Annotated in this window: 18 protein-coding genes and 1 other RNA gene; 16 read left to right on the forward strand and 3 right to left on the reverse strand. The window is 71.1% G+C overall.

Features of this window, described 5'->3' with window-relative positions; genetic code table 11:
- Positions 1-61 precede the first annotated feature (61 nt).
- Positions 62-3247 carry an FHA domain-containing protein gene (locus tag AB0O76_RS00250; protein WP_365483201.1) on the reverse strand — a complete coding sequence of 1062 codons (3186 nt, stop codon included), beginning with the start codon at positions 3245-3247 and terminating at the stop codon, positions 62-64.
- 417 nt (positions 3248-3664) lie between these two features.
- Between AB0O76_RS00250 and AB0O76_RS00255 the strand changes: the two genes are divergently transcribed.
- From AB0O76_RS00255 to AB0O76_RS00270, 4 genes are all read left to right on the forward strand, one after another.
- Complete coding sequence (locus AB0O76_RS00255) at positions 3665-5287, forward strand: protein kinase (protein ID WP_365483204.1); 1623 nt, start codon at positions 3665-3667, stop codon at positions 5285-5287.
- A 229-nt stretch (positions 5288-5516) separates the two neighbouring features.
- Complete coding sequence (locus tag AB0O76_RS00260; RefSeq protein WP_365483206.1) at positions 5517-6755, forward strand: serine/threonine-protein kinase; 1239 nt, start codon at positions 5517-5519, stop codon at positions 6753-6755.
- A 432-nt stretch (positions 6756-7187) separates the two neighbouring features.
- Entirely contained in the window at positions 7188-8294 is a 1107-nt protein-coding gene (gene prfB / locus AB0O76_RS00265) for a peptide chain release factor 2 (RefSeq protein WP_365483209.1), read from the forward strand.
- A gap of 294 nt (positions 8295-8588) precedes the next feature.
- Positions 8589-9266, forward strand: coding sequence for a hypothetical protein (locus tag AB0O76_RS00270; RefSeq protein ID WP_365483212.1), 678 nt, complete (start codon positions 8589-8591; stop codon positions 9264-9266).
- Between the two features lie 103 nt (positions 9267-9369).
- Here AB0O76_RS00270 and AB0O76_RS00275 read toward each other — a convergent pair whose 3' ends face one another.
- Positions 9370-9564, reverse strand: coding sequence for a hypothetical protein (locus tag AB0O76_RS00275; protein ID WP_365483215.1), 195 nt, complete (start codon positions 9562-9564; stop codon positions 9370-9372).
- A 239-nt stretch (positions 9565-9803) separates the two neighbouring features.
- Here AB0O76_RS00275 and ftsE point away from each other — a divergent pair, with 239 nt between their 5' ends.
- From ftsE to dacB, 8 genes are all read left to right on the forward strand, one after another.
- Entirely contained in the window at positions 9804-10493 is a 690-nt protein-coding gene (gene ftsE, locus AB0O76_RS00280) for a cell division ATP-binding protein FtsE (RefSeq protein ID WP_266866377.1), read from the forward strand.
- Between the two features lie 43 nt (positions 10494-10536).
- Entirely contained in the window at positions 10537-11454 is a 918-nt protein-coding gene (ftsX, locus tag AB0O76_RS00285; RefSeq protein WP_365483218.1) for a permease-like cell division protein FtsX, read from the forward strand.
- A gap of 78 nt (positions 11455-11532) precedes the next feature.
- The gene (locus tag AB0O76_RS00290) at positions 11533-12723 is read left to right on the forward strand and encodes a S41 family peptidase (protein ID WP_365483221.1); all 1191 of its coding nucleotides are present in this window, start codon (positions 11533-11535) and stop codon (positions 12721-12723) included.
- A gap of 18 nt (positions 12724-12741) precedes the next feature.
- A complete protein-coding gene (gene smpB / locus AB0O76_RS00295) occupies positions 12742-13263 on the forward strand; it encodes an SsrA-binding protein SmpB (protein WP_365483224.1) in 522 nt (173 codons plus the stop codon).
- Between the two features lie 136 nt (positions 13264-13399).
- Positions 13400-13788, forward strand: a transfer-messenger RNA (tmRNA) gene (gene ssrA / locus AB0O76_RS00300).
- A 114-nt stretch (positions 13789-13902) separates the two neighbouring features.
- Positions 13903-14103: a hypothetical protein gene (locus AB0O76_RS00305; protein WP_365483227.1), complete on the forward strand. Its 201-nt coding sequence runs from the start codon at positions 13903-13905 to the stop codon at positions 14101-14103.
- Positions 14100-14942: a collagen-like protein gene (locus AB0O76_RS00310; RefSeq protein ID WP_365483230.1), complete on the forward strand. Its 843-nt coding sequence runs from the start codon at positions 14100-14102 to the stop codon at positions 14940-14942. Before AB0O76_RS00305 ends, AB0O76_RS00310 begins: the two co-directional genes overlap by 4 nt.
- Positions 14939-16531, forward strand: coding sequence for a D-alanyl-D-alanine carboxypeptidase/D-alanyl-D-alanine-endopeptidase (dacB, locus tag AB0O76_RS00315; RefSeq protein ID WP_365483233.1), 1593 nt, complete (start codon positions 14939-14941; stop codon positions 16529-16531). The genes AB0O76_RS00310 and dacB overlap by 4 nt, the downstream gene beginning before the upstream one ends.
- Here dacB and AB0O76_RS00320 read toward each other — a convergent pair.
- Positions 16455-17708: an MFS transporter gene (locus AB0O76_RS00320; protein ID WP_365483236.1), complete on the reverse strand. Its 1254-nt coding sequence runs from the start codon at positions 17706-17708 to the stop codon at positions 16455-16457. The two genes, dacB and AB0O76_RS00320, sit on opposite strands and share 77 nt — an antisense overlap.
- Before the next feature lie 146 nt (positions 17709-17854).
- Between AB0O76_RS00320 and AB0O76_RS00325 the strand changes: the two genes are divergently transcribed.
- The 4 genes from AB0O76_RS00325 to AB0O76_RS00340 all read left to right on the forward strand — a co-directional run bounded on the left by AB0O76_RS00325 (position 17855) and on the right by AB0O76_RS00340 (position 23220).
- Complete coding sequence (locus AB0O76_RS00325; RefSeq protein ID WP_365484376.1) at positions 17855-18832, forward strand: LysR family transcriptional regulator; 978 nt, start codon at positions 17855-17857, stop codon at positions 18830-18832.
- 232 nt (positions 18833-19064) lie between these two features.
- Positions 19065-19763 (forward strand): hypothetical protein, encoded by a 699-nt coding sequence (locus tag AB0O76_RS00330; RefSeq protein ID WP_365483239.1) that lies wholly within the window; start codon positions 19065-19067, stop codon positions 19761-19763.
- Positions 19764-19915: 152 nt separating this feature from the next.
- A complete protein-coding gene (locus tag AB0O76_RS00335) occupies positions 19916-22000 on the forward strand; it encodes a glycosyltransferase (protein ID WP_365484379.1) in 2085 nt (694 codons plus the stop codon).
- Complete coding sequence (locus AB0O76_RS00340) at positions 21997-23220, forward strand: acyltransferase (RefSeq protein ID WP_365483242.1); 1224 nt, start codon at positions 21997-21999, stop codon at positions 23218-23220. Before AB0O76_RS00335 ends, AB0O76_RS00340 begins: the two co-directional genes overlap by 4 nt.
- Positions 23221-23338: the final 118 nt, after the last annotated feature.

Raw genomic sequence — 23338 nt, forward strand, 5'->3', positions numbered from 1 at the left:
AGGAGCAACATTCCCACCCGGCAACAACACGGTGCGGAGCTACAGCAGACACGGTGCGGAGCTACAGGAGAGACGGCACCTGTTCCGCCGAAACGGACCGCGCAGCCCGCTCCAACGCACTGGCCAGCAACGCCAAGTCAGTAGGCCCGTTCCCCAGCTCCCGCACAGGCCGCCGAGCCGGCGGATCCCCCATCCGCTCCCACTCCAGCGGAACAACAGTGGGGCGCAGGGTCGCCGTACGAGGAATGCGCCCAGTGACCCGCCCCGCCTGGAAGGCACTCACCCGCCCCTCGGCGGACCGCAACTCCCCACGGCCGGGGGCAGGTTCGTCCACCCCAGGAGACACTGCGTCAAGGACGATCCGCAGCGCGGCCCGCCGCCCCAACTCCGTCTCCGGAGTCCGCTCGCTGCGCCCCGCCGTAGCCACGAGATGCACCCCCAACCGCTCCCCGTCCCGCGCCACAGCCTCAAGGGCCCGCACGACCGACCCCGCCGCAGGCCGCCCCGGTGACCCGAGAGCAGGCGAAAGCAGCGCGTCGAAGTCGTCGACAAGCACGACGAGTCGAGGCAACGGCGGCCCCGGCTCGGCCCCCTTCCGCGCGGCGGCAGGCCGCAACCGCATCGTGGAACTCGGCGGCGGATCAAGATCCCCGTCACCGGAGGAGGCCGCAGCCGCCCCCGCGCCGGAAGCGCCACCGCCCGTGCGCTGCGCGACAAGCCGCCCCGAAACCTCCCGCTGCGTATGCCACTCGGCGAACCCGAGGCGCCCGAGCAACTCCGCCCGCCGCTTCAGCTCGGCCGTGAGCGACTGCGCGAACTCCCGCATCCGGACCGGGTCGTTGGCGGCGAGATGCGTGGTGACGTGCGGGAGATCGGTGCAGGACGAAAGGCCTTCCCCGAGCCGTACGTTCCCCCCGCTCGTGCCGCTGCTCCCGCTGCCCGTGCTGTCCCGCCCGTCGATCAGTACGATCCCGAGCCGGTCGGGCCGCTCGGCGGCGGCAAGGGACGCGGCGACGGACCGCAGCAGTTCGGTGCGGCCACTGCCCGCCGGGCCCTCGGCCAGCAGATGCGGCCCCTCGGCGGCGAGATCCACGACGACGGGACCGCGCGGCCCCGCCCCGAGCACCGTCCAGGCCCGCCCGCCGAGCGCCTCGGGATCGTCGGCGGCCGCGGCCCACCGCGCCATCAGGGACGCGGGGGTGGCACGGGCCAGCCCCAACTCGTCGAGCAGCCGCGCCATTTGGGGCAACGGCGCGGATACGCGCGCGTGCCCGTCACCGGGCGCCCCGTCCGTACGGAAGGGAGCAAGCGCGCGGGCGAACCGCTCCGCCCAGGCCTGCGACACCGCGTCCACCGCGGCGACCGTCCCGTGCCCCGCCGGATGCCCGTCCACCGTGCGCAGCAGCCGCAGCGCCGTCGCCACGTCACCGCTGAGCAGCGCGACCGCACCGCAGGCACGGAAAGCGGGCGACACCGAGCAGGCGGCTTCGTACGTGGCGGACACCGGGGACGCGGGCGAGGCGGCCGGGGTCTCGGCGAGGCAGACGACATGGATGCCGGCCGCGGATCCGTCCCGCGCGAGCCGCGTCACGGCCTCCCGCAGCCCGGCGGCCCCGGGGTCGCCGTCCACCACCACGACGGTGCGCGCGGACGGGCCGCGGCCGGGCTCGGAACGGCCGGTCCCGGATGCGTCCGCCAGGTGATCCTCCAGGCGGCGCGTCAGCTCGTCCGTACGCGCCAGGGCCTGCTCGCGGTCGTAGGCGAGCAGGAGGCGGCAGTCCTGGCCGTGGGTGGGCCGCAGATGCGGGAGCCAGCCGAGCCAGGACCACTCGGCGACGCGCTCCGGTGCGGGCCGCGTGCGGTCCGTGCTCAGGAGCACTATCTCCAGGGCGTCGGGGGAGTGCAGGGCCGCGAGCTGGGCGACGACCGCGCGGGCCAGGCCCGTGAGCCGCTCGCGCGGTCCGGCGAGGCCGAGCGCGCCCGCTTCCCGCAGGCTCACCGTCACGGGGACGGCGGGCAGCAGGCCGCGGTCGTCCGGCGTCGCCCTGTCGACCGTGCCGAGCCGGACCGCGAGCGCCTCGGGGTGGCCGGGGCCGCGCTCCCAGAGGCGGGGGCCGGGGCCGAGCGCGGTGAGCAGCAGGGCCGCGGGGTCGGGCCAGGACTCCGGGGTGCGCGCGGCGGCGGCCACCGCGAGGTCCTCGGGGGTGGGGCCTGCCGGTTCCGGTGAGCCGGTGCCGTACGCGTCGTCGTCATCGTCGATGTCGGCCTGCGCATGCTCGTCGTCCCGGCCTCCGGTAAGCCGCCGGGCCCAGGCGGAGAGGCCGCCCCGCTTGCGCAGGCCGCGCGGCACGGTCGTCCCGCGCGGCGGAGTGCCGACGCGGGTCCGCTCGGCGTCGGGGGCGCCGCCCTGCTGGGGGACGAGCGGCACGTCGGTGACCGGCGTCTGTCCGTACGCATGCGCTCCGTACGCCCCTTCCTCGCTGTCCTGGCCGTCCCCGCCGGAGGCGCCCCACCCCGAGGTGCCGTACGCGTGGTGGGTGCCTTCGGAGGGGGTGGCCGACTGGGGTGGGGTCTGCGGGGCCTCGGTGTCCTGGGCGGTCCGCACGCGCACGTGCCCCTCGCCGTCCGGAGCCGTCGCCAGCGCGCCGCCCACGCCGTCCCCGCCGGTGAGCCGCAGCGCGGACTCACCGAGCCGCAGCAGGGAGCCGGGGGAGAGGCGCACCGGGCGGCGGGTGATCTCGCGGCCGTCCACCGTCGTGCCGTTCGTGGACCCCAGGTCCGTGACGGTCACCTGGCCGTCCGGGCCGAGCGTCACCGCGCAGTGCAGCCGGGAGACGTCCGGGTCGTCGAGGGGGACGTCCGCGTCCGCCGAGCGGCCGATGCGGATCTGCCCGCCGTGCAGGAGGTGCACACCGCCCGCGTCCGGGCCCGCCACCACGTGCAACTGGGCTGCCACGCCCGCCAGTTCGGGTCCCGGCTCGGCGGGGGTGCCGAGCGAGAGCACCGCTCCGTCGATCAGCGGTGGCTCGCCGAGTGTGCTGCGCTGCGCGTCGAGCCGCTCCGCGTCCGCGTACAGGACCAGGGGGCCTTCGCCGCCCGCGACGGCCGATGCGAGGCCGGAGGCGACGGCGGCGAGCGCGGTCCCCGCGGGGGCGGTCACCAGCACGTCACAGGCCCCGCGCGCGGGGCCGCCTTGGGGCTCGGTCCGGCCGCTGCGCGGCCCGAGGACGGTCAGCCGGATCTGCATCGCCGTCAGCGGTCCCTTCTGCCCTTGCCGCCGGGCAGGGGGACTCGCGCTGTGATTCCCCCACCACACACGGGCACGTCGGCCAGTATCAGGAAAGCATCCTCGCACCTGCCACTGACAACGCGCCCGGCGGCCACCCGTAAGTGATCTTGATTGGTCGGCTCTGCTCGGAAAAGTTCCTGCTTGGACCGTTGCGATCAACGTTCACCTGTTGGTGACGGAGGTCAATTCGCCGCCACCCGGCAACCAACGCCCCCGGTCGGGCGTCTTTCCACCGAACAACGATCCGGACACCTTGGGGCCGGGCGCGGAATGTGACCCGCCGGTGCCCCGTTCGGCGGCATTACAGTGGGTCGGAACACCCTCCGGCGGGTAGCCGGGTCCGGACAGACCAGCCAGATCAGCAGGGAGCGCAACGTGCGGCCGGTAGGCAGCAAGTACCTGCTCGAGGAGCCGCTCGGGCGCGGCGCCACGGGCACCGTCTGGCGAGCCCGCCAGCGCGAGACCGCGGGCGCCGAGGCGGCCGTCCCCGGCCAGCCCGGCGAGACCGTCGCGATCAAGGTCCTCAAGGAGGAGCTCGCCAACGACGCGGACGTCGTGATGCGCTTCCTCCGGGAGCGGTCCGTCCTGCTCAGGCTCACCCACCCGAACATCGTGCGGACCCGTGACCTCGTCGTCGAGGGCGATCTCCTCGCCCTCGTCATGGACCTGGTCGAGGGCCCCGACCTGCACCGCTACCTCCGCGAGAACGGCCCGTTCACGCCGGTCGCCGCGGCCCTCATGACCGCGCAGATCGCCGACGCGCTGGCCGCGAGCCACGCGGACGGCGTCGTGCACCGCGACCTGAAGCCCGCGAACGTCCTGCTCAAGCAGTCCACCGAGGCCGATGGCGGGTCGCTGCACCCGATGCTCACCGACTTCGGCATCGCGCGCCTCGCCGACTCCCCGGGCCTGACCCGCACCCACGAATTCGTCGGCACGCCCGCGTACGTGGCGCCCGAGTCCGCCGAGGGCCGCCCGCAGACCAGCGCGGTCGACATCTACGGCGCGGGCATCCTGCTGTACGAGCTGGTCACCGGGCAGCCGCCGTTCTCCGGCGGCTCGGCCCTCGAAGTCCTGCACCAGCACCTCAGCGCCGAACCGCGCCGCCCCTCCACGGTCCCGGACCCGCTGTGGACGGTCATAGAGCGCTGCCTGAGCAAGAACCCCGACCACCGGCCGAGCGCCGAGAACCTCGCGCGCGGCCTGCGGGCCGTGGCCGACGGCGTGGGCGTGCACGCGTCCAGCGCGCAGATCGCCGCCGCGGAGGGCGTGGGCGCCCTCCTCATGCCCGATCCGGCGCCCGCGACGGTGCCGGGGACGGCCGGCGCCGCCGACCCCACCCAGGTCCTGCCGAGCAACGCGGGATCGTACGACCCGAACGCCGCGACGAGCGTCATGCAGAACACCGGCGGCTCCGGTCCCGGTGCCGGGGACGCCGACCCGACGGCCGTCATGCCGCCGGTGCCGCCGAACCAGTCCGGCGCGAACCCGGACGACCCGCACCCCTGGCAGAACCAGATGCGGGCGGCCCGCGACCGCAACGAACAGACGCAGGTCCAGTACCTGGACCCGAGCCAGGACCCGCTGCGCCGCCGCCCCCAGCGCCAGGTGGCCCGCCCGCAGCAGCCGCAGCAGCGCCCCCAGCAGTACGCGCCGCAGCAGCAGCGTCCGCAGCAGTACGCACCGGCGCCGCAGCCCCAGCAGCAGCCGCGCCAGTACTCCGCGCCGCCGCAGCAGGCACCGCCGCAGCAGCCGCCCGCCGGGCGCGCGCCGCGCGAGCCGAGGCAGCGCAGCGCGAACCCGATGAAGATCCCGGGTCTCGGCTGCCTCAAGGGGTGCCTGTTCACCATCGTCATCCTCTTCGTGGCCAGCTGGCTCGTCTGGGAGCTGAGCCCGCTCCAGGAGTGGATCGGTACGACGAAGGGTTACTGGGACCAGCTGACCGACTGGTACGACTCCGTATCCGGCTGGATAGGGAAGCTGGGCGGCGGCAACTAGCACTGGGCGGCGACAACCAGAACGCGACGCGAACCCAAAGAGCGACCGGGAGCCATTGGTTCCCGGTCGCTCTTTGGGTTTCCGGTCCCGTTTTCCGGTCTCTTCTTGGCGAATCCCCTACCGACTCAGGGGATTTGTCGACACCTGCAGGGTGATTTCTGCTCCTGGAGTGAAGGTTGGCGTCGAGGCCGCGTAGTTTTGTCGCCAACACGCATCCGTAGGAGCAGTCTTGGCACGCAAGATCGGCAGCCGGTACACCGCCCACCAGATCCTTGGTCGGGGCAGCGCCGGCACGGTGTGGCTCGGCGAGGGACCCGAGGGTCCCGTCGCCATCAAGCTGCTTCGCGAGGACCTGGCGTCTGACCAGGAGCTCGTCGGCCGCTTCGTCCAGGAGCGCACGGCACTCCTCAGCCTCGACCACGCGCGCGTGGTGGGCGTCCACGACCTGGTGGTCGACGGCAACGACCTCGCCCTGGTCATGGACCTCGTCCGCGGCACCGACCTGCGCACCCGCCTGGACCGCGAGCGCAGGCTCGCTCCGGAGGCGGCGGTGGCGATCGTCGCGGACGTCGCGGACGGGCTCGCGGCGGCGCACGCGGCGGGGATCGTGCACCGTGACGTGAAGCCGGAGAACGTACTCCTGGACATGCAGGGTCCGCTGGGCCCCGGCGGCTCGCACCCGGCGCTCCTGACGGACTTCGGCGTCGCCAAGCTGATCGACTCCCCGCGCCGCACACGCGCGACGAAGATCATCGGCACCCCGGACTACCTGGCCCCCGAGATCATCGAGGGCCTGCCCCCGCGCGCGGCGGTGGACATCTACGCCCTCGCGACGGTCCTGTACGAACTCCTGGCGGGCTTCACACCCTTCGGCGGCGGTCACCCGGGCGCGGTGCTCCGCCGCCACGTCACGGAGACGGTGGTCCCCCTCCCCGGCATCCCGGACGAGCTGTGGCAGCTCATGGTCCAGTGCCTGGCGAAGGCCCCGGCATCCCGCCTGCGCGCCTCCGAGCTGGCCGCGCGCCTGCGGGAGCTGCAGCCGCTGGTGGCAGGGATGCCGCCGCTGGACGTGGACGAGCCGGACACGGAGCCGCTGCCCGACGAGGCCGAGGAGGAGCCCGCGCCGGACCCGGCGCCGGGCGCCCCCCGCCGGGGAGCGGTCCCTCTCGTCCCCGGAGCCGCCCCCGACTCGAACCGCGACACCCACACCTCGATGCGTGTCCCCGGCCCCGACGAGCTCGCCGGCGGCGCACGGGGCACGGCCCGCGCCCCCCGCGCGGCCGGCGCCGCCCGCCCCGGCTCGGCCCGCCACCGCGCCTCGGCCCGCCGCCGCAGGATTACGCTCGGCGTGGCGGGCGCGGTCCTGGTCGCGGCCGCGGGCATCGGCACCTGGGCCGCCACCAGCGGCGACGACGCGGACGCAACCCCTCCCCAGGACACGAAGAACTCCTCCTCCACAACACCCTGAGCCCCGCCGCCGCGGCACGGTGGGCCGGGATCGCCCGGTATCCCCGGGCCTGGCGCGGCACGCCCGCTGCCCGGCGGCTTCACCGCCGCTCCGCGGCGGATCTCCCTCCCGCCCACCCGTTTGCCCTGCATCGAGTCCTGGGTGATGCCGGGTGATCGGGCGGGTGGGTGGGGGCATGAGCGTGCCGTGAACGCATACGCGGGGTAATCGGGCGGGTGGGTGGGAAAGATCCGCCGCGGAGCGGCGGGACAGGAACCGCCCGCAGGGCAGCAGACGCACCGACCCCAGGCGCCCGCAGGGCAGCGCACGCGCACCGACCCAGCCGCCCGCAGGGCAGCAGACGCGCGGCACCCCCGCCCCGGGAGGGGCGCCCGTGCCCGTCCCCCCGCCCGGGAGGGCAGACCGCTTGCCCTCAGCCGTTAGGCTGGACCCGTGGCAGTCGTCGATGTATCCGAAGAGCTCAAGTCCCTCTCCTCGACCATGGAGTCGATCGAGGCCGTCCTGGACCTCGACAAGCTGAGGGCAGACATCGCCGTGCTCGAGGAGCAGGCGGCCGCGCCGTCCCTGTGGGACGACCCGGAAGCGGCACAGAAGATCACCAGCAAGCTGAGCCACCTCCAGGCGGAGGTGCGCAAGGCCGAGGCCCTGCGCGGGCGCATCGACGACCTCGGCGTGCTCTTCGAGATGGCCGAGGAGGAGGACGACCCGGACACCCGCGCCGAGGCCGAGTCCGAGCTCACGGCCGTGAAGAAGGCGCTGGACGAGATGGAAGTCCGCACGCTCCTCTCCGGTGAGTACGACGCCCGTGAGGCGCTCGTCACCATCCGCGCGGAGGCCGGCGGCGTCGACGCCTCCGACTTCGCCGAGAAGCTGCAGCGCATGTACCTGCGCTGGGCCGAGCGCCACGGTTACAAGACGGAGCTCTACGAAACCTCGTACGCGGAAGAGGCCGGCATCAAGTCGACCACCTTCGCCGTCCAGGTCCCGTACGCGTACGGGACGCTCTCGGTCGAGCAGGGCACCCACCGTCTCGTCCGCATCTCGCCCTTCGACAACCAGGGCCGTCGCCAGACGTCCTTCGCCGGCGTCGAGATCCTCCCGGTGGTCGAGCAGACCGACCACATCGAGATCGACGAGTCCGAGCTGCGCATCGACGTCTACCGCTCGTCGGGCCCCGGCGGCCAGGGCGTCAACACGACCGACTCCGCGGTCCGCCTGACGCACATGCCGACCGGCATCGTCGTCTCGTGTCAGAACGAGCGCTCGCAGATCCAGAACAAGGCGAGCGCGATGAACGTCCTCCAGGCGAAGCTCCTCGAGCGCCGCCGCCAGGAGGAGCAGGCGAAGATGAACGCCCTCAAGGGTGACGGCGGCAACTCCTGGGGCAACCAGATGCGTTCGTACGTCCTGCACCCCTACCAGATGGTGAAGGACCTGCGTACGGAGTTCGAGGTCGGCAACCCGGAGTCCGTGTTCAACGGCGAGATCGACGGTTTCCTCGAGGCCGGAATTCGCTGGCGCAAGCAGCAGGAGAAGTAGCGAAAGGCGTTCGCGCCGCTTAATCGACAAGGCAACTGCTGCCCCAGTGGCGGCAGTTGCCTTTTGTTGTGCCTCTTACGTCACAGTCACATCTCCGTACGCCGGTCAACTGACCCCAATTCAGACATCGCGCCCGCAACGACCTTGACGCTGCCATGAAAAGTGGAAAGGCTAGCGAGCGGCATGCGTATCTCTGGGACGCGTGTGATCTGTGGGGGCCGATCCAGCGCCCCCGGCGAACGCAGTCCCGGACGCTGCCTCACTGACGATTCAGCTACTGGGGGTAGCAGCCAGATGACCAAGAAGACGCGGATCCGCGTGGCACGGATAGCGGCCGGTGCGGTGATCGCCGCGGGTGCTTCGCTGACCGCTGCCGGTGCCGCCTCGGCCCTGGACGTCGGCGTCGAGCTCGGCGGTGCGGGCGTCCACGCCAACGCCGACGAGAACGGCATCGGCGTCGACGTCGGCCTGGGCGACGATGACGACGAGCCGACCGAGGAGCCCACCGAGGAGCCCACGGAGATTCCGACGGAGCCCACGGAGGAGCCGACGGAGCCGACCGAGGAGCCCACGGAGCCCACGGAGGAGCCGACCGAGCCCACCGAGGAGCCCACGGAGCCCACCGAGGAGCCGACCGAGCCCACCACGGACCCGACGGACCCCACGGACCCGACGGACGAGCCCACCGCCGACCCGAGCGACCCGGGTAACGGCAACGGCACGGGCGGTAACGACAACGACCCCGACGGCGGGTCGAACCCCGTCGAGCAGGGCAAGGGCAAGGACAGCCTGACCGACACGGGCTCCACCCCGGTCGAGCAGGGCGGCGACAAGGCCGACAAGGGCGAGCTCGCAGAGACGGGTGCCGCCGAGACCACGTTCCTGCTGATCGGCGCCGCAACGATGATCGCCGGCGGCATCGGCTTCCGCGTTCTGCCGCGCTTCGTCGGCAACCGTGGCGCCGCTGCCTGATCCAGGGCACGCGGTACGCGTACGTGATGTACGCGACGTACGTCAGAAGGGCCCGGAGCTGCGCTCCGGGCCCTTCTGGGTGTCCTGGCGCGCCCCTGGCGCGCTAAACGGTCTGTTGCGCCAGCAGCGCCATCGCCGCGATCAGCACCACGAGGACCCCTATCAGGGCCACAGGGCTGAGGCCGCCGAACGGCCCCTCTTGTTGCTGCATGCGCTCGCGACTGGCCCGGCACACGGGGCAGCGGCCTTCGCTGACGGGCGCCGCGCAGTTCGCGCACACCAACCTGTCATAGGTCATGCGCTCCTCCTCCCGCACAGTCACAGCCTGCCCAACGCTAGGGGGAACCCAACCGTTCCCCTTCCACTGTGCCAGCTTCCACGGATTTCGGCGCGGCCCGCCCGGCACAGTCGGTTTCCGACTGATCTGTTCCGTGGTATATCCGCGACAATTCGCGCAACTCAGGACGCTGACTGCGCTCGCGCACCGCCTTCGCGTATGGTCACGCACACCTACCCCCGGCTACCCGTGGTGCATCCGTGATCCGATTCGACAACGTCTCCAAGGCCTACCCCAAGCAGTCCCGGCCCGCTCTCCGGGATGTCTCCCTGGAGATCGAGAAGGGCGAGTTCGTCTTCCTGGTGGGATCGTCCGGCTCCGGAAAGTCCACCTTCCTGCGGCTGATCCTCCGCGAGGAGCGCACCAGCCACGGCCAGGTGCACGTCCTCGGCAAGGACCTGGCCCGCCTCTCCAACTTCAAGGTGCCGCACATGCGGCGCCAGTTGGGCACCGTCTTCCAGGACTTCCGTCTCCTTCCGAACAAGACCGTCGGCGAGAACGTGGCCTTCGCGCAGGAAGTCATCGGCAAGTCCCGCGGCGAGATCCGCAAGTCCGTGCCCCAGGTCCTCGACCTCGTCGGCCTCGGCGGCAAGGAGGACCGGATGCCCGGCGAGCTCTCCGGTGGTGAGCAGCAGCGGGTGGCGATCGCGCGAGCCTTCGTCAACCGCCCGAAGCTCCTCATCGCGGACGAGCCGACCGGCAACCTCGACCCGCAGACGTCGGTCGGCATCATGAAGCTGCTCGACCGGATCAACCGGACCGGCACGACCGTCGTCATGGCGACCCACGACCAGCAGATCGTGGACCAGATGCGCAAGCGGGTCATCGAGCTGGAGAAGGGCCGTCTCGTCCGCGACCAGTCGCGCGGCGTATACGGCTACCAGCACTGACGACCCGTACTGATCCACTGCACTGATCCACTGAAAGGGAGCCATGCGCGCCCAGTTCGTCCTGTCGGAGATCGGCGTCGGTCTCCGCCGCAATCTCACGATGACCTTCGCGGTCATCGTCTCCGTCGCCCTCTCGCTCGCCCTGTTCGGCGGCTCGCTGCTCATGCGCGACCAGGTGAGCACGATGAAGGGCTACTGGTACGACAAGGTCAACGTCTCGATCTTCCTCTGCAACAAGGCCGACGCCGAGCAGGACCCCAAGTGCGCCAAGGGCGCGGTCACGAACGAGCAGAAGGAACAGATCCGTGCGGATCTGAAGAAGATGCCCGTCGTGGAGAAGGTCGCGTACGAGTCGTCCGACGACGCGTACAAGCACTACAAGGAGCAGTTCGGCGACTCCCCGCTGTCCAGCTCGCTCACGCCGGACCAGATGCAGGAGTCGTACCGCATCAAGCTGAAGGACCCGGAGAAGTACCAGGTGGTCGCGACCGCCTTCTCCGGGCGTGACGGCGTGCAGTCCGTGCAGGACCAGAAGGGCATCCTGGAGAACCTCTTCGGGCTGCTCAACGGCATGAACTGGGCGGCGCTCGCGGTGATGGCGCTGATGCTCGTCGTCGCGCTGATGCTGATCGTCAACACGGTGCGCGTCTCGGCGTTCAGCCGCAGACGTGAAACCGGCATCATGCGGCTCGTCGGCGCGTCCAGCTTCTACATCCAGATGCCGTTCATCATGGAGGCCGCCGTCGCGGGTCTCATCGGCGGCGGTGTCGCCTGCGGCATGCTCCTGGTGGGCCGTTACTTCATCATCGACCACGGCCTCGCGCTCTCCGAGAAGCTGAATCTGATCAACTTCATCGGGTGGGACGCGGTCCTGGCCAAGCTGCCGCTGGTGCTCGCCATCGGCCTGCTGATGCCCGCGCTGGCCGCGTTCTTCGCGTTGCGCAAGTACCTCAAGGTGTGACAAGACCCGCCTGTACGTAAGGGCGTCGTACGGTTCAACCGGCCGTACGGCGCCCTTCGTTGTCCTAGACTCACCGGCATGTCAGGCCCCGACCGGTTCTGCGACCGGCTCTCCCGGCCCCGCCGCATCCGCCGCGGGGCCACGCTGACATTGGTCTTCGCGAGCGTGCTCGCCACCGGCGCGGCCACCGGATCCTGGAGCGAAGGCGCCGAGCAGGGCCGGAAGTCGCCGTCCCCGGCCACCCGTTCCGTCGCCTCGTCCGGCGACACGGGCGACACCGCCGGCGAAGCGGCCGACGCCGCAGCCGAGGCGATGGCCGACGGCAAGTCCGGCAAGAAGGCCGCGGAGGACGCCGTCAGCCGCAGCGGCGACCGCTGGGGCTCGGTGTACTCCCCCGGGGAGTTCCAGGAGTTCGAGCAGGCCCTCGACGGCGCCTACACCGGAGTCGGCCTGTGGGCCAGGCGCGCGGCCGACGGGCGCATCGAGGTGTCCCGGGTCCAGCGCGGCGGCCCCGCCGACCAGGCCGGCGTACACGAGGGCGACCGGCTCACGAGCATCGACGGCAGGCGTGTGGCGGGGCTCCCCGTCACCGAGGTGGTGTCCCTGCTGCGCGGCGACCGCGCCGGCACTCCCGTCACCCTGGACCTGAAGCGGGGCACGCGCGCGTGGAGCGAGACACTGCACCGGGCCCGCCTCTCCACGGACCCCGTCACGGTCAACCGGCTCGCGGGCGGCGCCGTACTGATCAAGGTCGACGCCTTCACCAAGGGGACGGGCGAGCGGGTGCGTTCCGCGGTGCGCGAGGCCCCCGAGGGCGCCGGGATCCTGCTCGATCTGCGCGGGAACTCCGGCGGCCTGGTGTCGGAGGCGGTCACCGCGGCGTCGGGCCTTGTCGACGGAGGCCTGGTGGCCACGTACGACGTGCGCGGCCGGCAGAAGGCGCTCCACGCCGAGCAGGGCGGGGACACATCCAGACCCGTGGTCGCGCTGGTCGACGGCGGCACGATGAGCGCGGCGGAACTGCTCACGGGAGCGCTGCAGGACCGCGGCCGTGCGGTCGTGGTGGGCTCGAAGACCTTCGGCAAGGGTTCGGTCCAGATGCCGAGCCGGCTGCCCGACGGCTCGGTCGCCGAGCTGACGGTCGGGCACTACCGCACTCCTTCGGGGCGCGCGGTCGACGGCCAGGGCATCACCCCCGACCTGGAGGTCGACGGCGGGGCGGAGACCCGGGCCGAGACAGTATTGACTGGCCTCGGACCCCCCTCGTAGTGCGAAAATGGCCGCACTATGGCGAAGGAAAAGGTAAAGCGCAAGGCCGCGAAGGCCGCTGAGAAGGCCCCCGCCCGGAAGATGGTCGCGCAGAACAAGAAGGCGCGGCACGACTACCACATCCTCGACACGTACGAGTGTGGCCTCGTCCTGATGGGCACCGAGGTCAAGTCGCTGCGGATGGGCAGGGCCTCCCTGGTGGACGGCTTCGTACAGATCGACAACGGAGAGGCGTGGCTGCACAACATCCACGTCCCGGAGTACGTGCAGGGGACGTGGACCAACCACTCGGCCACGCGGAAGCGCAAGCTCCTGCTGCACCGGGCCGAGATCGACAAGCTGGAGTCGAAGTCCCAGGAGACGGGTCACACGATCGTGCCCCTCGCCCTGTACTTCAAGGACAGCCGGGTCAAGGTCGAGATCGCCCTTGCCAAGGGCAAGAAGGAGTACGACAAGCGGCAGACGCTGCGTGAGAAGCAGGACACCCGCGAGACGAACCGCGCGATCGCGGCGGTCAAGCGGCGCCAGCGCAGTGCCTGAGGTGCCGGCAAGGGCTGCCGCGAGGGCCGCCGCCAGGAATTAGCTGGCATTGTCGTGCGTTGGTCACGTACGATGGGCCTTGCCCCTCACAGCAGGGGCGCGGTTTGAGCAGTATCTAATTCAAGAGTGCCAACATGGGGATGATCGGTTTCGACAGCGGATGTCGAAGCAGGGGAAGCGAGCCGAGGAAGCGGCAATGATCTCGTAAACCATATGTCGCAACCAATAATCGCCAATTCTAAGAGCGATTCCCAGTCCTTCGCCCTCGCTGCCTAATAAGCAGTGAGTGAAGGACCCTTAATGGGTGTCAGCCCGGGAGTGTTCCCGACCCGGATCCTGGCATAATTTAGGGAACTAAACCATCGAGCCCGGTCACGGGGTTCGATGGGAAATCAAACAGTGACTGGGCCCGTCGGAGACTTGTTCGCGAGATCACCGGGGCCGAGAAAATCGAAGCGAACTGCGCTCGGAGAAGCCCTCCTTTAGCACCGTTGGACGCGGGTTCGATTCCCGCCATCTCCACAATTCCCATGTGAGGTTAAAGCCCTCTGGCCACCGGCCAGGGGGCTTTTTCCGTGTGCGGAGCACGGGCCGGGCGGCGCAGGGGCCCGGTTGAGTACGCAAAGTGCAGGAGGCCGCTTGGATGCCACCGTCACTCTTTTCGGCTCCGTTCTGGCCAGTCTCGGCGTCCTGGGCGCAGCAGTCGAGCGGGACCGGCTGGAGCGCCAGGTCGCCGAACGCGACGTGAAACTGGCCGAGTTAAATGCCCTGCACGCCCATGACCAGAGCGAGATCGCACGGCTTCTCATCGACAACCAACGGCTCGGAGGCACGCCGTGACCCAGCTCGAGCGACTCCTGGCCCGCCGTTGGCGCAGCATCTTCCTCGTCTGTGTGCTGGTCGCGCTCACCGGTGTCGCGGCGATTCTCTGGGCCCGTATCGACGCGGGTGACCGCCGTGCCGACCAGCTCGCCGTCGAGGCGGACCGGCGCGGCGAGGCCGTGTCCACCCTCGCCCGGGACGTGCGCACCCTGCGGGCGCAGGTCAGGTCCCAGGGGGGCACGCCCGCGGCGCCGGACCCGTCCGAGGCCATCGACGATCTGCTGGCCCGGGTGCGCGTGCCTGTCACGGTGCCCGGTTCGCCCGGCGAGGACGGGGCCGACGGTACGGACGGCTCGGAAGGGAAGCCGGGCGAGAAGGGCGCGCGCGGAAGCGGCGGGCAGCAGGGCGACCCTGGAGATCCGGGCGAGCCAGGGGAGCCGGGGAAGTCCGGTGAACCCGGAGAGCCAGGGCCGACGGGACCCCCGGGCGTGGACGGCCGGGACGGCGAGCAGGGGCCCGAAGGGCCGGCCGGCTCGGCAGGGTCCGACGGCCCTCCTGGTCCCACGGGCGACGGCGGTGCCACGGGTCCCGCGGGCCCGGCGGGACCCGCGGGGCCTCCCGGCGAGCGAGGCCCCAAGGGGGAAGCGGGGCCCACCTGCCCCGAGGGCTACAGCCTCCAGCAGCCTCCCGACGACCCCGACGCCCTGGTCTGCCGCCGCGCCGCCGGTGCCCCCGCCGACCCGGCACCGGCCCTCTTGCTGGCGGCCGCGCTGCAGGTCCGCTGCCGCCGGCCGCGGAGGACCGCGGAGTGGGGTCTGTTGCCGGGCGCCGGAGTCAGGGATGCTCCTGGGTCATGAGTAGACCCGTGAGACGCGTCAACACCCGTATGCGCCACTGGATCTGGCCCGCCGTGCTCGGCCTCGCGGTGGCCTCCCTCTCGCTGAGTGCCCCGGCCGGGGCGGACTCCGACCGCAGTGGTCTGCCCGAGGCGATCGACACCATCCTCGGCGATCCCCGGATGGAGGGAGGTGCCGCGAGTGTCGTCGTCGCCGATGCCGAGTCCGGTGACGTGCTCTACCAGCACCTGCCAAGCGGCCGCCTGATGCCCGCCTCCAACACCAAACTCCTCACATCGGCCGCCGCCATGGAGCGGCTCGGCCCCGACCACCGCTTCACCACCGATGTCCTCACCGACGGCAAGCAGCACGGACCCGTGCTCTCCGGCGATCTGTATCTGCGCGGCACCGGCGATCCGACGACGCTCGTCGCCGATTACGACCGGCTGGCCGCGAAGATCGCCGACTCCGGCGTCCGGCGGGTCTCGGGGCGCCTGGTCGCGGACGACACCCGGTTCGACGACCGGCGCATCGGCGACACCTGGGCGGGCGACGACGAATTCGCGTACTACGCCGCCCAGATCTCCGCGCTGAGCGTCGCCCCGGACACCGACTACGACACCGGAACGGTCATCGTCGAGGCCACGCCCGGCGCGAAGGCCGGGGACAAGCCCAAGGTGACGGTGTCCCCGAAGACCGACTACGTAGACGTCGACATCAGCGCGGAGACGGTCGCGGCGGGCGGCGAGGACACGCTCACCGTCGAGCGTGAGCACGGCACCAACACCATCACGGTCACCGGCACCGTCCCCGTGGGCGGCGACGCCACCAAGGAGTGGATCGCCGTCTGGGAGCCGACCGGCTACGCGGCCGCGATCTTCCGGGACGCGCTCGCCGCGCACGGGGTGCGGGTGAGCGGACCCACCAAGGCAGGGATCGCGACCCCGAAGGGCGCGCGGCAGCTGGCCGAGCACGACTCCATGCCGCTGAAGGAGCTGATGATCCCCTTCATGAAGCTCTCCAACAACATGCACGCGGAGAACCTCACGAAGGCGATGGGGTATGAGTCGACCGGTCGGTCCGGAAACTGGACGGACGGAATCGCCGCCATCAGTGGCTACTTGAAGACGGCCGGAGTCGACCCGGGCAAGCTGCGCCACGTCGACGGCTCGGGACTCTCCCGCAAGAACAACGCGCCCGCCGATCAGCTGATCAAGCTGCTCCTCTCGGCGAAGGGCGAGCCCTGGTACGCCGACTGGTACAAGTCGCTGCCGGTCGCCTGCGGCCCGGGCAAGTCTGTCGGGGGAACGCTGCGTTCGCGGATGTGCGGGACTCCGGCGGCCCTCAACGTACATGCGAAGACAGGGTCGTTGACGGGCGCGTCCGCCCTCTCCGGGTACGTGAAGGACGCGGGCGGCCGCGAACTCGTCTTCAGCATCGTCCTCAACAACTACCTGCCCTCCTCGGTGAAGGCCCTGGAGGACGCGATCGTGGTGACGCTCGCCAAGTCGACCGAGGACAAGGCCGTGTTGGTCAAGCCGCGTGCGAAGCGTGCGGCCGAGCCGAGCGGTGATCTGGAGTGCTCGTGGCGGAAGCCCGCGCGATGCTGAGCAGCAGCGCGCAGCACGCGGCGGTGACCGGGACCGCGTAAGCCGTGGTGGCGCTCAGGTGCTCCACCACCCAGCCGCCGCCCGCCGCACCGCAGGCGATGCCCCCGAGGAGGCCGGTCACGGCGAGGGTCATGCCCTCGTTCAACCGCCCCTCGGGGGTGAGCTGTTGGACGATGGTCATGCCGGTGACCATGGTCGGGGCGGTCGCCATCCCGGCGATCAGGAGGGCCCCGGCGAGCACCAGGAGCGAGCCGGTGAGCGTGGCGGCGAGCAGGGGGAGGGTCATCAGGAGCGCCATCGCGGTGGCGCACAGGATCTGGCGGCGGCGCAGTGAACCGCGCGGTCCGACCGCTCCGTAGAGAAGGCCCGCCGCACAGGAGCCGGCCGCTTGCAGGGCGAGGATCGCGCCCGCGGCGGACTTGTGGCCCTGGTCGTCGGCGTACGCGATCGTCACGACCTCCATCGAGCCGAAGACGGCGCCGGTGGCGAGGAACGCGGCGAGCAGGGTGGGCATCCCGCGCGCGTGGAGGGGCGATTTCTCCTTCGTGTCCGTACGTTCCTGGAGCGGCGGCTCCGTGGTGCGCTGGGCAGCGAAGAGCAGCACGCCGGTCAGGAGCAGGACGATGCCCACGAGGGTGCCCGCCTCCGGGAAGAACGCCCCGCACAGGAAGGCCGCGACGACGGGGCCGAGCATGAAGCACAGCTCGTCCGCGGCCTGTTCGAAGGAGTTGGCGGTGTGCAGGGCCCTGGCGTCGCCCTTCAGGAGATGCGCCCAGCGGGCCCGGGACATGCCGCCGGTATTGGGGGTCGTGGCCGTCGCCGTGTAGGAGGCGAACAGGGTCCAGTCGGGCGCTCCGTAGTGCACGCACAGCAGCAGGGAGAGCGAGCCGAGCGCGGCGATCGCGGTGGCGGGCACGGCGATCCGGGCCTGGCCGTGGCGGTCGACAAGGCGCGCCGTCCAGGGGGCCACGACGGCGGTCGCGGCGAGGCCCGTCGCGGTGACGGCGCCGGCCAGCGCGTACGAACCGCGGGCCCCGGCGATCATGATGACGGCGCTCACGCTGAACATGCCCATGGGGAGGCGGGCTATGAGGTTGCCGACGGTGAAGGCGACGGCTCCGGGTATGCGGAAGAGGCGGGCGTAGGGGATGCGGCGGGGGTGTTCGGCAGGCGGCATGGGATCACCATCGCCGGGGCGGTGGCGCACGGTCCAACACCTTCTGGATGCCGATTCACGCACCTGCGTTGTAAGTTCCCGGGGTGACCGGAGAGCCTCGTACATCTCATGACCTGGTGGGGCCGCTCTCGCGCGACGTACGCGACTTGGTGGACCCGCGCCTGCTGCGGGCCTTCGTGGTCGTCGCCGAAGAGCTGCACTTCACCCGGGCCGCCGCCAGGCTGTACGTCGCCCAGCAGGCGCTGAGCCGTGATGTGCGGCGCCTGGAACGGGAGTTGGGCGCCGATCTTTTCGCGCGCACGACGCGGCAAGTCACGCTGACGGCCGAGGGGGAGCGGCTGCTGCCGTACGCGCGGCGGGTTCTGGAGGCCCAGGACGATCTGGCGGCAGCCTTCCCGCGGGACCGCGGCGGCGCGGCCGCTTCGGCCAGGCCGCTGCTCGTGGACCTGAACAGCCCCGGGCTCGTCTTCGGGCGGATCCTGGAGCGAGCCCGTGAACTCGCCCCCGGCTGCGAGCTGATGGCCCGCTTCGAGAGCGGTCTCACCTGGGCCGCGGCGGAGATCGACGCGGGGCGGCTCGATGTGTCCTTCGGACGGTACGCCGGGCTCGAACCGGCGCTGCGGGCGCGGCTCGACCAGCAGCCCGTGCGATACGAGCCGATGGCGGTGCTGCTGCCGATCGGCCATCCGCTGGCCGAACTCGACGCGGTGCCGCTGGACGCGCTCGCCGGGGAGAGCGTGTACGCGGGGGCGGGCAATCACCGGACGCTGGAGTGGACCGACCTGGCGCACCGGCTCTTCGCGGGGAGAGGCATCGAGGTGGCGCCGCCCGCGCCGCTCGCGGTGGGCCAGGAGGAGTTCGGGCGGATCATGGCCAAGAACCGGAACCCCGTGCTCGCCGTGGTGGACTTTCCGGCCATGCCCGGGGCCGTTCTGCGCCCTTTGACCGACCCTGTTCCCTTGTCGCCCGTGTCGTTGGTGTGGCGGAAGGGCCTGGTGCATCCAGGAGTGGACGCGCTGCGCAGGGCCGCCGCCGAGCTCGCCGCCGCCGAAGGATGGCTCCGAAGGCCCGAAGACGGATGGGTTCCGGCCACAGATGCACTCATCATGATGAGTCTGGACTGACGGATTAGTACGACTGTCGCCGCCGTGCGCTACATTCATGGTCCGGGCGCGGTGTGGTAGGGGGGCGCTCGGATCGGGTGGGGGCCCGGTCCGGACGGCAGACTTGCCCGGAGTCGTGCGCGCCCGAGACAGGTTATGTGGGGGGTTGCGCGTACGCATGGACAATTGGCGAGAAGATGCCCTACCAGAACACACCCATGATCCGAACGAGGTCACCGTTCAGATCGACGGGGTGGGGCGACAGCTGGCGGATCTCTCCGCCGGGAGTGACCAGGACGCGCCGGACGGGCCGGTTTTCGTCGATGAGACGGGCCGCCGCAGCCGGAGGTACCGCCGCATAGGCGTGATCGTCGGCATCGCCTGCGCCGTCTACGCGGTGATCATCGTCGGCACGCTGCTCTCGGGCAACTCCAGCGCGCCCTGGCTTCCGACGCCCGGGCCCAAGGGCGACAAGCCGGCGAGCCAGGTGGACACCCCCGACGGCCCGGCGGACTCGGCCGACCCCTCGGCCTCGCCCGGCGTGACCCCGTCGCCCGGCGCGACGGACGCCAGTGGCACCGCGCCCGCACCCGGCGGCAGCGACGCCGCCGACCCCACGAAGCCCGGCGACGACACCGGCAAGCCCGGTGAATCGCCCGACCCCGACCCGACGGACGACGGCAAGCCCGACCCGGACCCGACGGACGACGGCGGCGACCCCGACCCCACGGACAAGCCCACCACGCCCGACCCGGACCCGGACCCGACCGAGCCGACGGACCCGCCCACGGATCCGGACCCCACCGAGTCCTCGAGCGGCGGCGCGGGAGGCGGCGGCGAAGTCCCCGTGGTGAACCCCGCCGCCGACCAGCAGTCCATGAGCGCCCAGTCGGTCGGCTACCAGTCCCCGCAAAGCGCTGACCAGCAGCCCTCGGAGGCCGCACAGCGATGAACGCCCGCACCAACAGGGGCCGGTCAAACCGCGCCCGGAACAGCCACGCCCAGTCCGGGGGCGGCCGCCGCCGCGCAAAGCCCGCGCGGGCCACCAGGCGGCGCAGACTCCCCCTGCGCCATCTGCTGCCCTCGCTGCTTCTCGTCGCCCTGATGGCGATGCTGATGCTGCGCGGGTACACCCACAGCGAGATCCTCGCCGACCACCGCGTGCGCCCGCCCGCGGCCACCGACAAGGTGCCCAAGGAGGTCCTCGAAGGCGGCGGCCCGGTCATCGACACCCGGGGCGGTCACGAGGAGACGCTGAGCGTCCCCGACCACCGCCTCGTGCTGACCTTCGACGACGGCCCGGACCCGGAGTGGACCCCCAAGGTCCTGGACGTCCTCAAGAAGCACCACGCGCACGGCGTCTTCTTCGTCACCGGCACGATGGCGTCGCGCTACCCCGACCTGGTCGAACGCATGGTGGCCGAGGGCCACGAGGTCGGCCTGCACACGTTCAACCACCCGGACCTCTCCTACCAGTCCACGAGCCGCATCGACTGGGAGCTCTCGCAGAACCAGCTGGCCCTCGCGGGCGCGGCCGGCATCCGCACCTCCCTGTTCCGCCCCCCGTACTCCTCCTTCTCGGACGCGATGGACAACAAGTCCTGGCCGGTCACGAAGTACATAGGCAGCCGCGGCTATCTCACCGTCGTCAACAACACCGACAGCGAGGACTGGAGGCGCCCCGGCGTCGACGAGATCATCCGCCGTGCCACGCCCAAGGGCGGCAAGGGCGCCGTAGTCCTGATGCACGACTCCGGCGGCGACCGCTCGCAGACGGTCGCCGCGCTCGACACCTTCCTGCCCGATCTACAGGACAAGGGCTACCACTTCACCAACCTCACCGAGGCCCTGGAGACGCGCAGCGCGCACGCGCCGGTCACCGGCATAGAGCTGTGGAAGGGCAAGGCCTGGGTCTTCCTGGTCGGTGCGTCGGAGCAGATCACCGGCGGCCTCGTCGTCGCACTCGCCGTGATCGGCTTCCTGGTGATGGCCCGCTTCGCCCTGATGCTGCTGCTCTCCGCGGTGCACGCGCGCAAGGTCCGCAAACGCGGCTTCCGCTGGGGCCCCGACGTCACGGAACCGGTCTCGGTCCTCGTTCCCGCCTACAACGAGGCCAAGTGCATAGAGGCCACGGTCCGTTCCCTCATGACGAGCGACCACCCCATCGAGATCATCGTCATCGACGACGGCTCGACGGACGGCACCGCGCTGATCGTCGAGGGCCTTCGCCTGCCGAACGTACGCGTCGTACGCCAGCAGAACGCGGGCAAGCCCGCGGCGCTCAACCGCGGGATCGCCAACGCCCGTTTCGACCTCATCGTGATGATGGACGGCGACACGGTCTTCGAGCAGTCCACTGTCCGCGAGTTGGTGCAGCCGTTCGGCGACCCGCGCGTGGGCGCGGTGGCGGGCAACGCGAAGGTGGGCAACAGGGACTCACTCATCGGCGCGTGGCAGCACATCGAATACGTGATGGGCTTCAACCTGGACCGCCGTATGTACGACATGCTCGGCTGCATGCCGACCATCCCCGGCGCGGTGGGAGCCTTCCGCCGCTCGGCGTTGGAGCGGGTCGGCGGCATGAGTGACGACACGCTCGCCGAGGACACCGACATCACCATGGCGATGCACCGCGACGGCTGGCGGGTCGTGTACGCGGAGAAGGCGCGCGCCTGGACCGAGGCGCCGGAGACGGTGCAGCAGCTGTGGTCCCAGCGCTACCGCTGGTCGTACGGCACGATGCAGGCGATCTGGAAGCACCGCCGCTCGGTGATCGAGTCGGGCCCTTCGGGCCGCTTCGGCCGGGTGGGCATGCCCCTGGTGTCCTTGTTCATGGTCCTGGCGCCACTGCTGGCCCCGCTGATCGACGTATTCCTGCTGTACGGACTGGTCTTCGGCCCCACCCAGAAGACGATCATCGCCTGGCTCGGCGTGCTCGCCATCCAGGCGGTGTGCGCGGCATACGCGTTCCGCCTCGACCGCGAGCGCATGACCCATCTGATCTCGCTGCCCCTCCAGCAGATCCTCTACCGGCAGCTGATGTACGTCGTGCTGCTGCAGTCCTGGATCACCGCCCTGACCGGAGGCCGCCTTCGCTGGCAGAAGCTCCGGCGTACGGGCGTGCTGGGGTCGCCGCCCTCGATTCCGCAGCAGCGGGCGGGCGGCGCTGATCGGAGGCCCGTCGCATGACCTATCCCACGCAGCCGCTGCCGCAGGTTCCGACGGCGGTTGAACCGCCGCCGGCGGCCCCCAAGAAGCCAGGCGGCCGGGACCGCTACTTCGACGTACTGCGCTCGCTGGCCCTGGTCCGCGTCGTCATCTACCACCTGTTCGGCTGGGCCTGGCTGACGATCCTGTTCCCGTCGATGGGCGTGATGTTCGCGCTGGCGGGCGCACTGATGGCACGCTCGCTGAAGCGCCCGGCGTGGGGCGTGATCAGGGGCCGAATACGGCGCCTGTTGCCCCCCATGTGGGCGTTCAGCGCGGTGGCCCTGTTCCTGCTGTTCTACGGCGGCTGGAATGTGACGAAGGACCCGGACCACGGGGACACGTGGGGCCTGGTGTCGATGCTCAACTACGTGTTCCCGATAGGCGCCCCGCCGTTCCCCTGGCACATCGGGGACAAGGCGGGCCTCCTGGAGGACACGTGGCCGGCGCAGGCCGCGGGCCCGCTCTGGTACATCCGCGCGTACCTGTGGTTCGTGATCGCGTCGCCGTTGTTGCTGTGGGCGTTCCGCAGGGTTCCGTGGGTCACGCTGCTGGCGCCCCTCGCCCTGACAGCGGTGCTCGCCACGGACGTCGTGAAGATCCCCGGCGAGACGGGTAACGCGGTGTCGGACTTCGCGGTGTACGGCAGCTGCTGGGTCCTTGGCTTCGCCCACCAGGAGGGCGTACTGGCCCGCGTGCCGCGCTACTTGGCGGTTTCCGTGTCGGCCCTGATCATGGCCTTCGGCCTGTGGTGGGCGTCGGGCCATCTGGGCCCGGACGGCTGGGACCTGAACGACATCCCGCTGGCGCAGGCGGCGTGGTCCTTCGGCTTCGTTGTGATCTTGTTCCAGTACTCCCCGTCGTGGCAGGAACTGCCGGGACGTCTGAGGAAGTGGGACAAGCTGGTGACGCTGTCCAACAATCGGGCGGTCACGATCTACCTCTGGCACAACCTGCTGATCATGGCGACGGTGCCGATCATCGACATGGCGTACGACTTGCCGTTCATGCAGGACGAGCAGTGGAGCTCGGCGCTGGACTCGACGTACATGCTGTGGATGACGGTTCTGGTGTGGCCGTTGATCGGGCTGATGATTGTGGCTGTGGGCTGGCTGGAGGATGTGGCGGCGCAGCGGAGGCCTCGGCTTTGGCCTAATGGGGCGAAGGTGGGGAAGGTGGGGAAGGGGCGGAGGGCTCGGTAGCGCGCGTCAGCGTGGGGGTGGCCGCGGATCGCACTTTGGTGTGGTGTGCGGCCACTTTTGTGTGCGGGGGCGGACACAGGTGGTGCGTGAGCACGCTGTGGGGGCGCGGCGCGAAGTT

The sequence above is a fragment of the Streptomyces sp. NPDC086554 genome (assembly GCF_040686095.1).
In the GTDB taxonomy this organism is placed as follows: Bacteria; Actinomycetota; Actinomycetes; order Streptomycetales; family Streptomycetaceae; genus Streptomyces.

Bases quoted from the DNA above. Each gene is read 5' to 3' on its own strand.
- AB0O76_RS00275 (WP_365483215.1), bottom strand. From the start codon at position 9,564: ATGACCTATGACAGGTTGGTGTGCGCGAACTGCGCGGCGCCCGTCAGC.
- AB0O76_RS00270 (WP_365483212.1), top strand. From the start codon at position 8,589: ATGACCAAGAAGACGCGGATCCGCGTGGCACGGATAGCGGCCGGTGCG.
- AB0O76_RS00335 (WP_365484379.1), top strand. From the start codon at position 19,916: ATGGCGATGCTGATGCTGCGCGGGTACACCCACAGCGAGATCCTCGCC.
- smpB (WP_365483224.1), top strand. From the start codon at position 12,742: ATGGCGAAGGAAAAGGTAAAGCGCAAGGCCGCGAAGGCCGCTGAGAAG.
- AB0O76_RS00320 (WP_365483236.1), bottom strand. From the start codon at position 17,708: ATGCCGCCTGCCGAACACCCCCGCCGCATCCCCTACGCCCGCCTCTTC.
- AB0O76_RS00340 (WP_365483242.1), top strand. From the start codon at position 21,997: ATGACCTATCCCACGCAGCCGCTGCCGCAGGTTCCGACGGCGGTTGAA.
- ftsX (WP_365483218.1), top strand. From the start codon at position 10,537: ATGCGCGCCCAGTTCGTCCTGTCGGAGATCGGCGTCGGTCTCCGCCGC.
- AB0O76_RS00290 (WP_365483221.1), top strand. From the start codon at position 11,533: ATGTCAGGCCCCGACCGGTTCTGCGACCGGCTCTCCCGGCCCCGCCGC.
- AB0O76_RS00250 (WP_365483201.1), bottom strand. From the start codon at position 3,247: ATGCAGATCCGGCTGACCGTCCTCGGGCCGCGCAGCGGCCGGACCGAG.
- dacB (WP_365483233.1), top strand. From the start codon at position 14,939: ATGAGTAGACCCGTGAGACGCGTCAACACCCGTATGCGCCACTGGATC.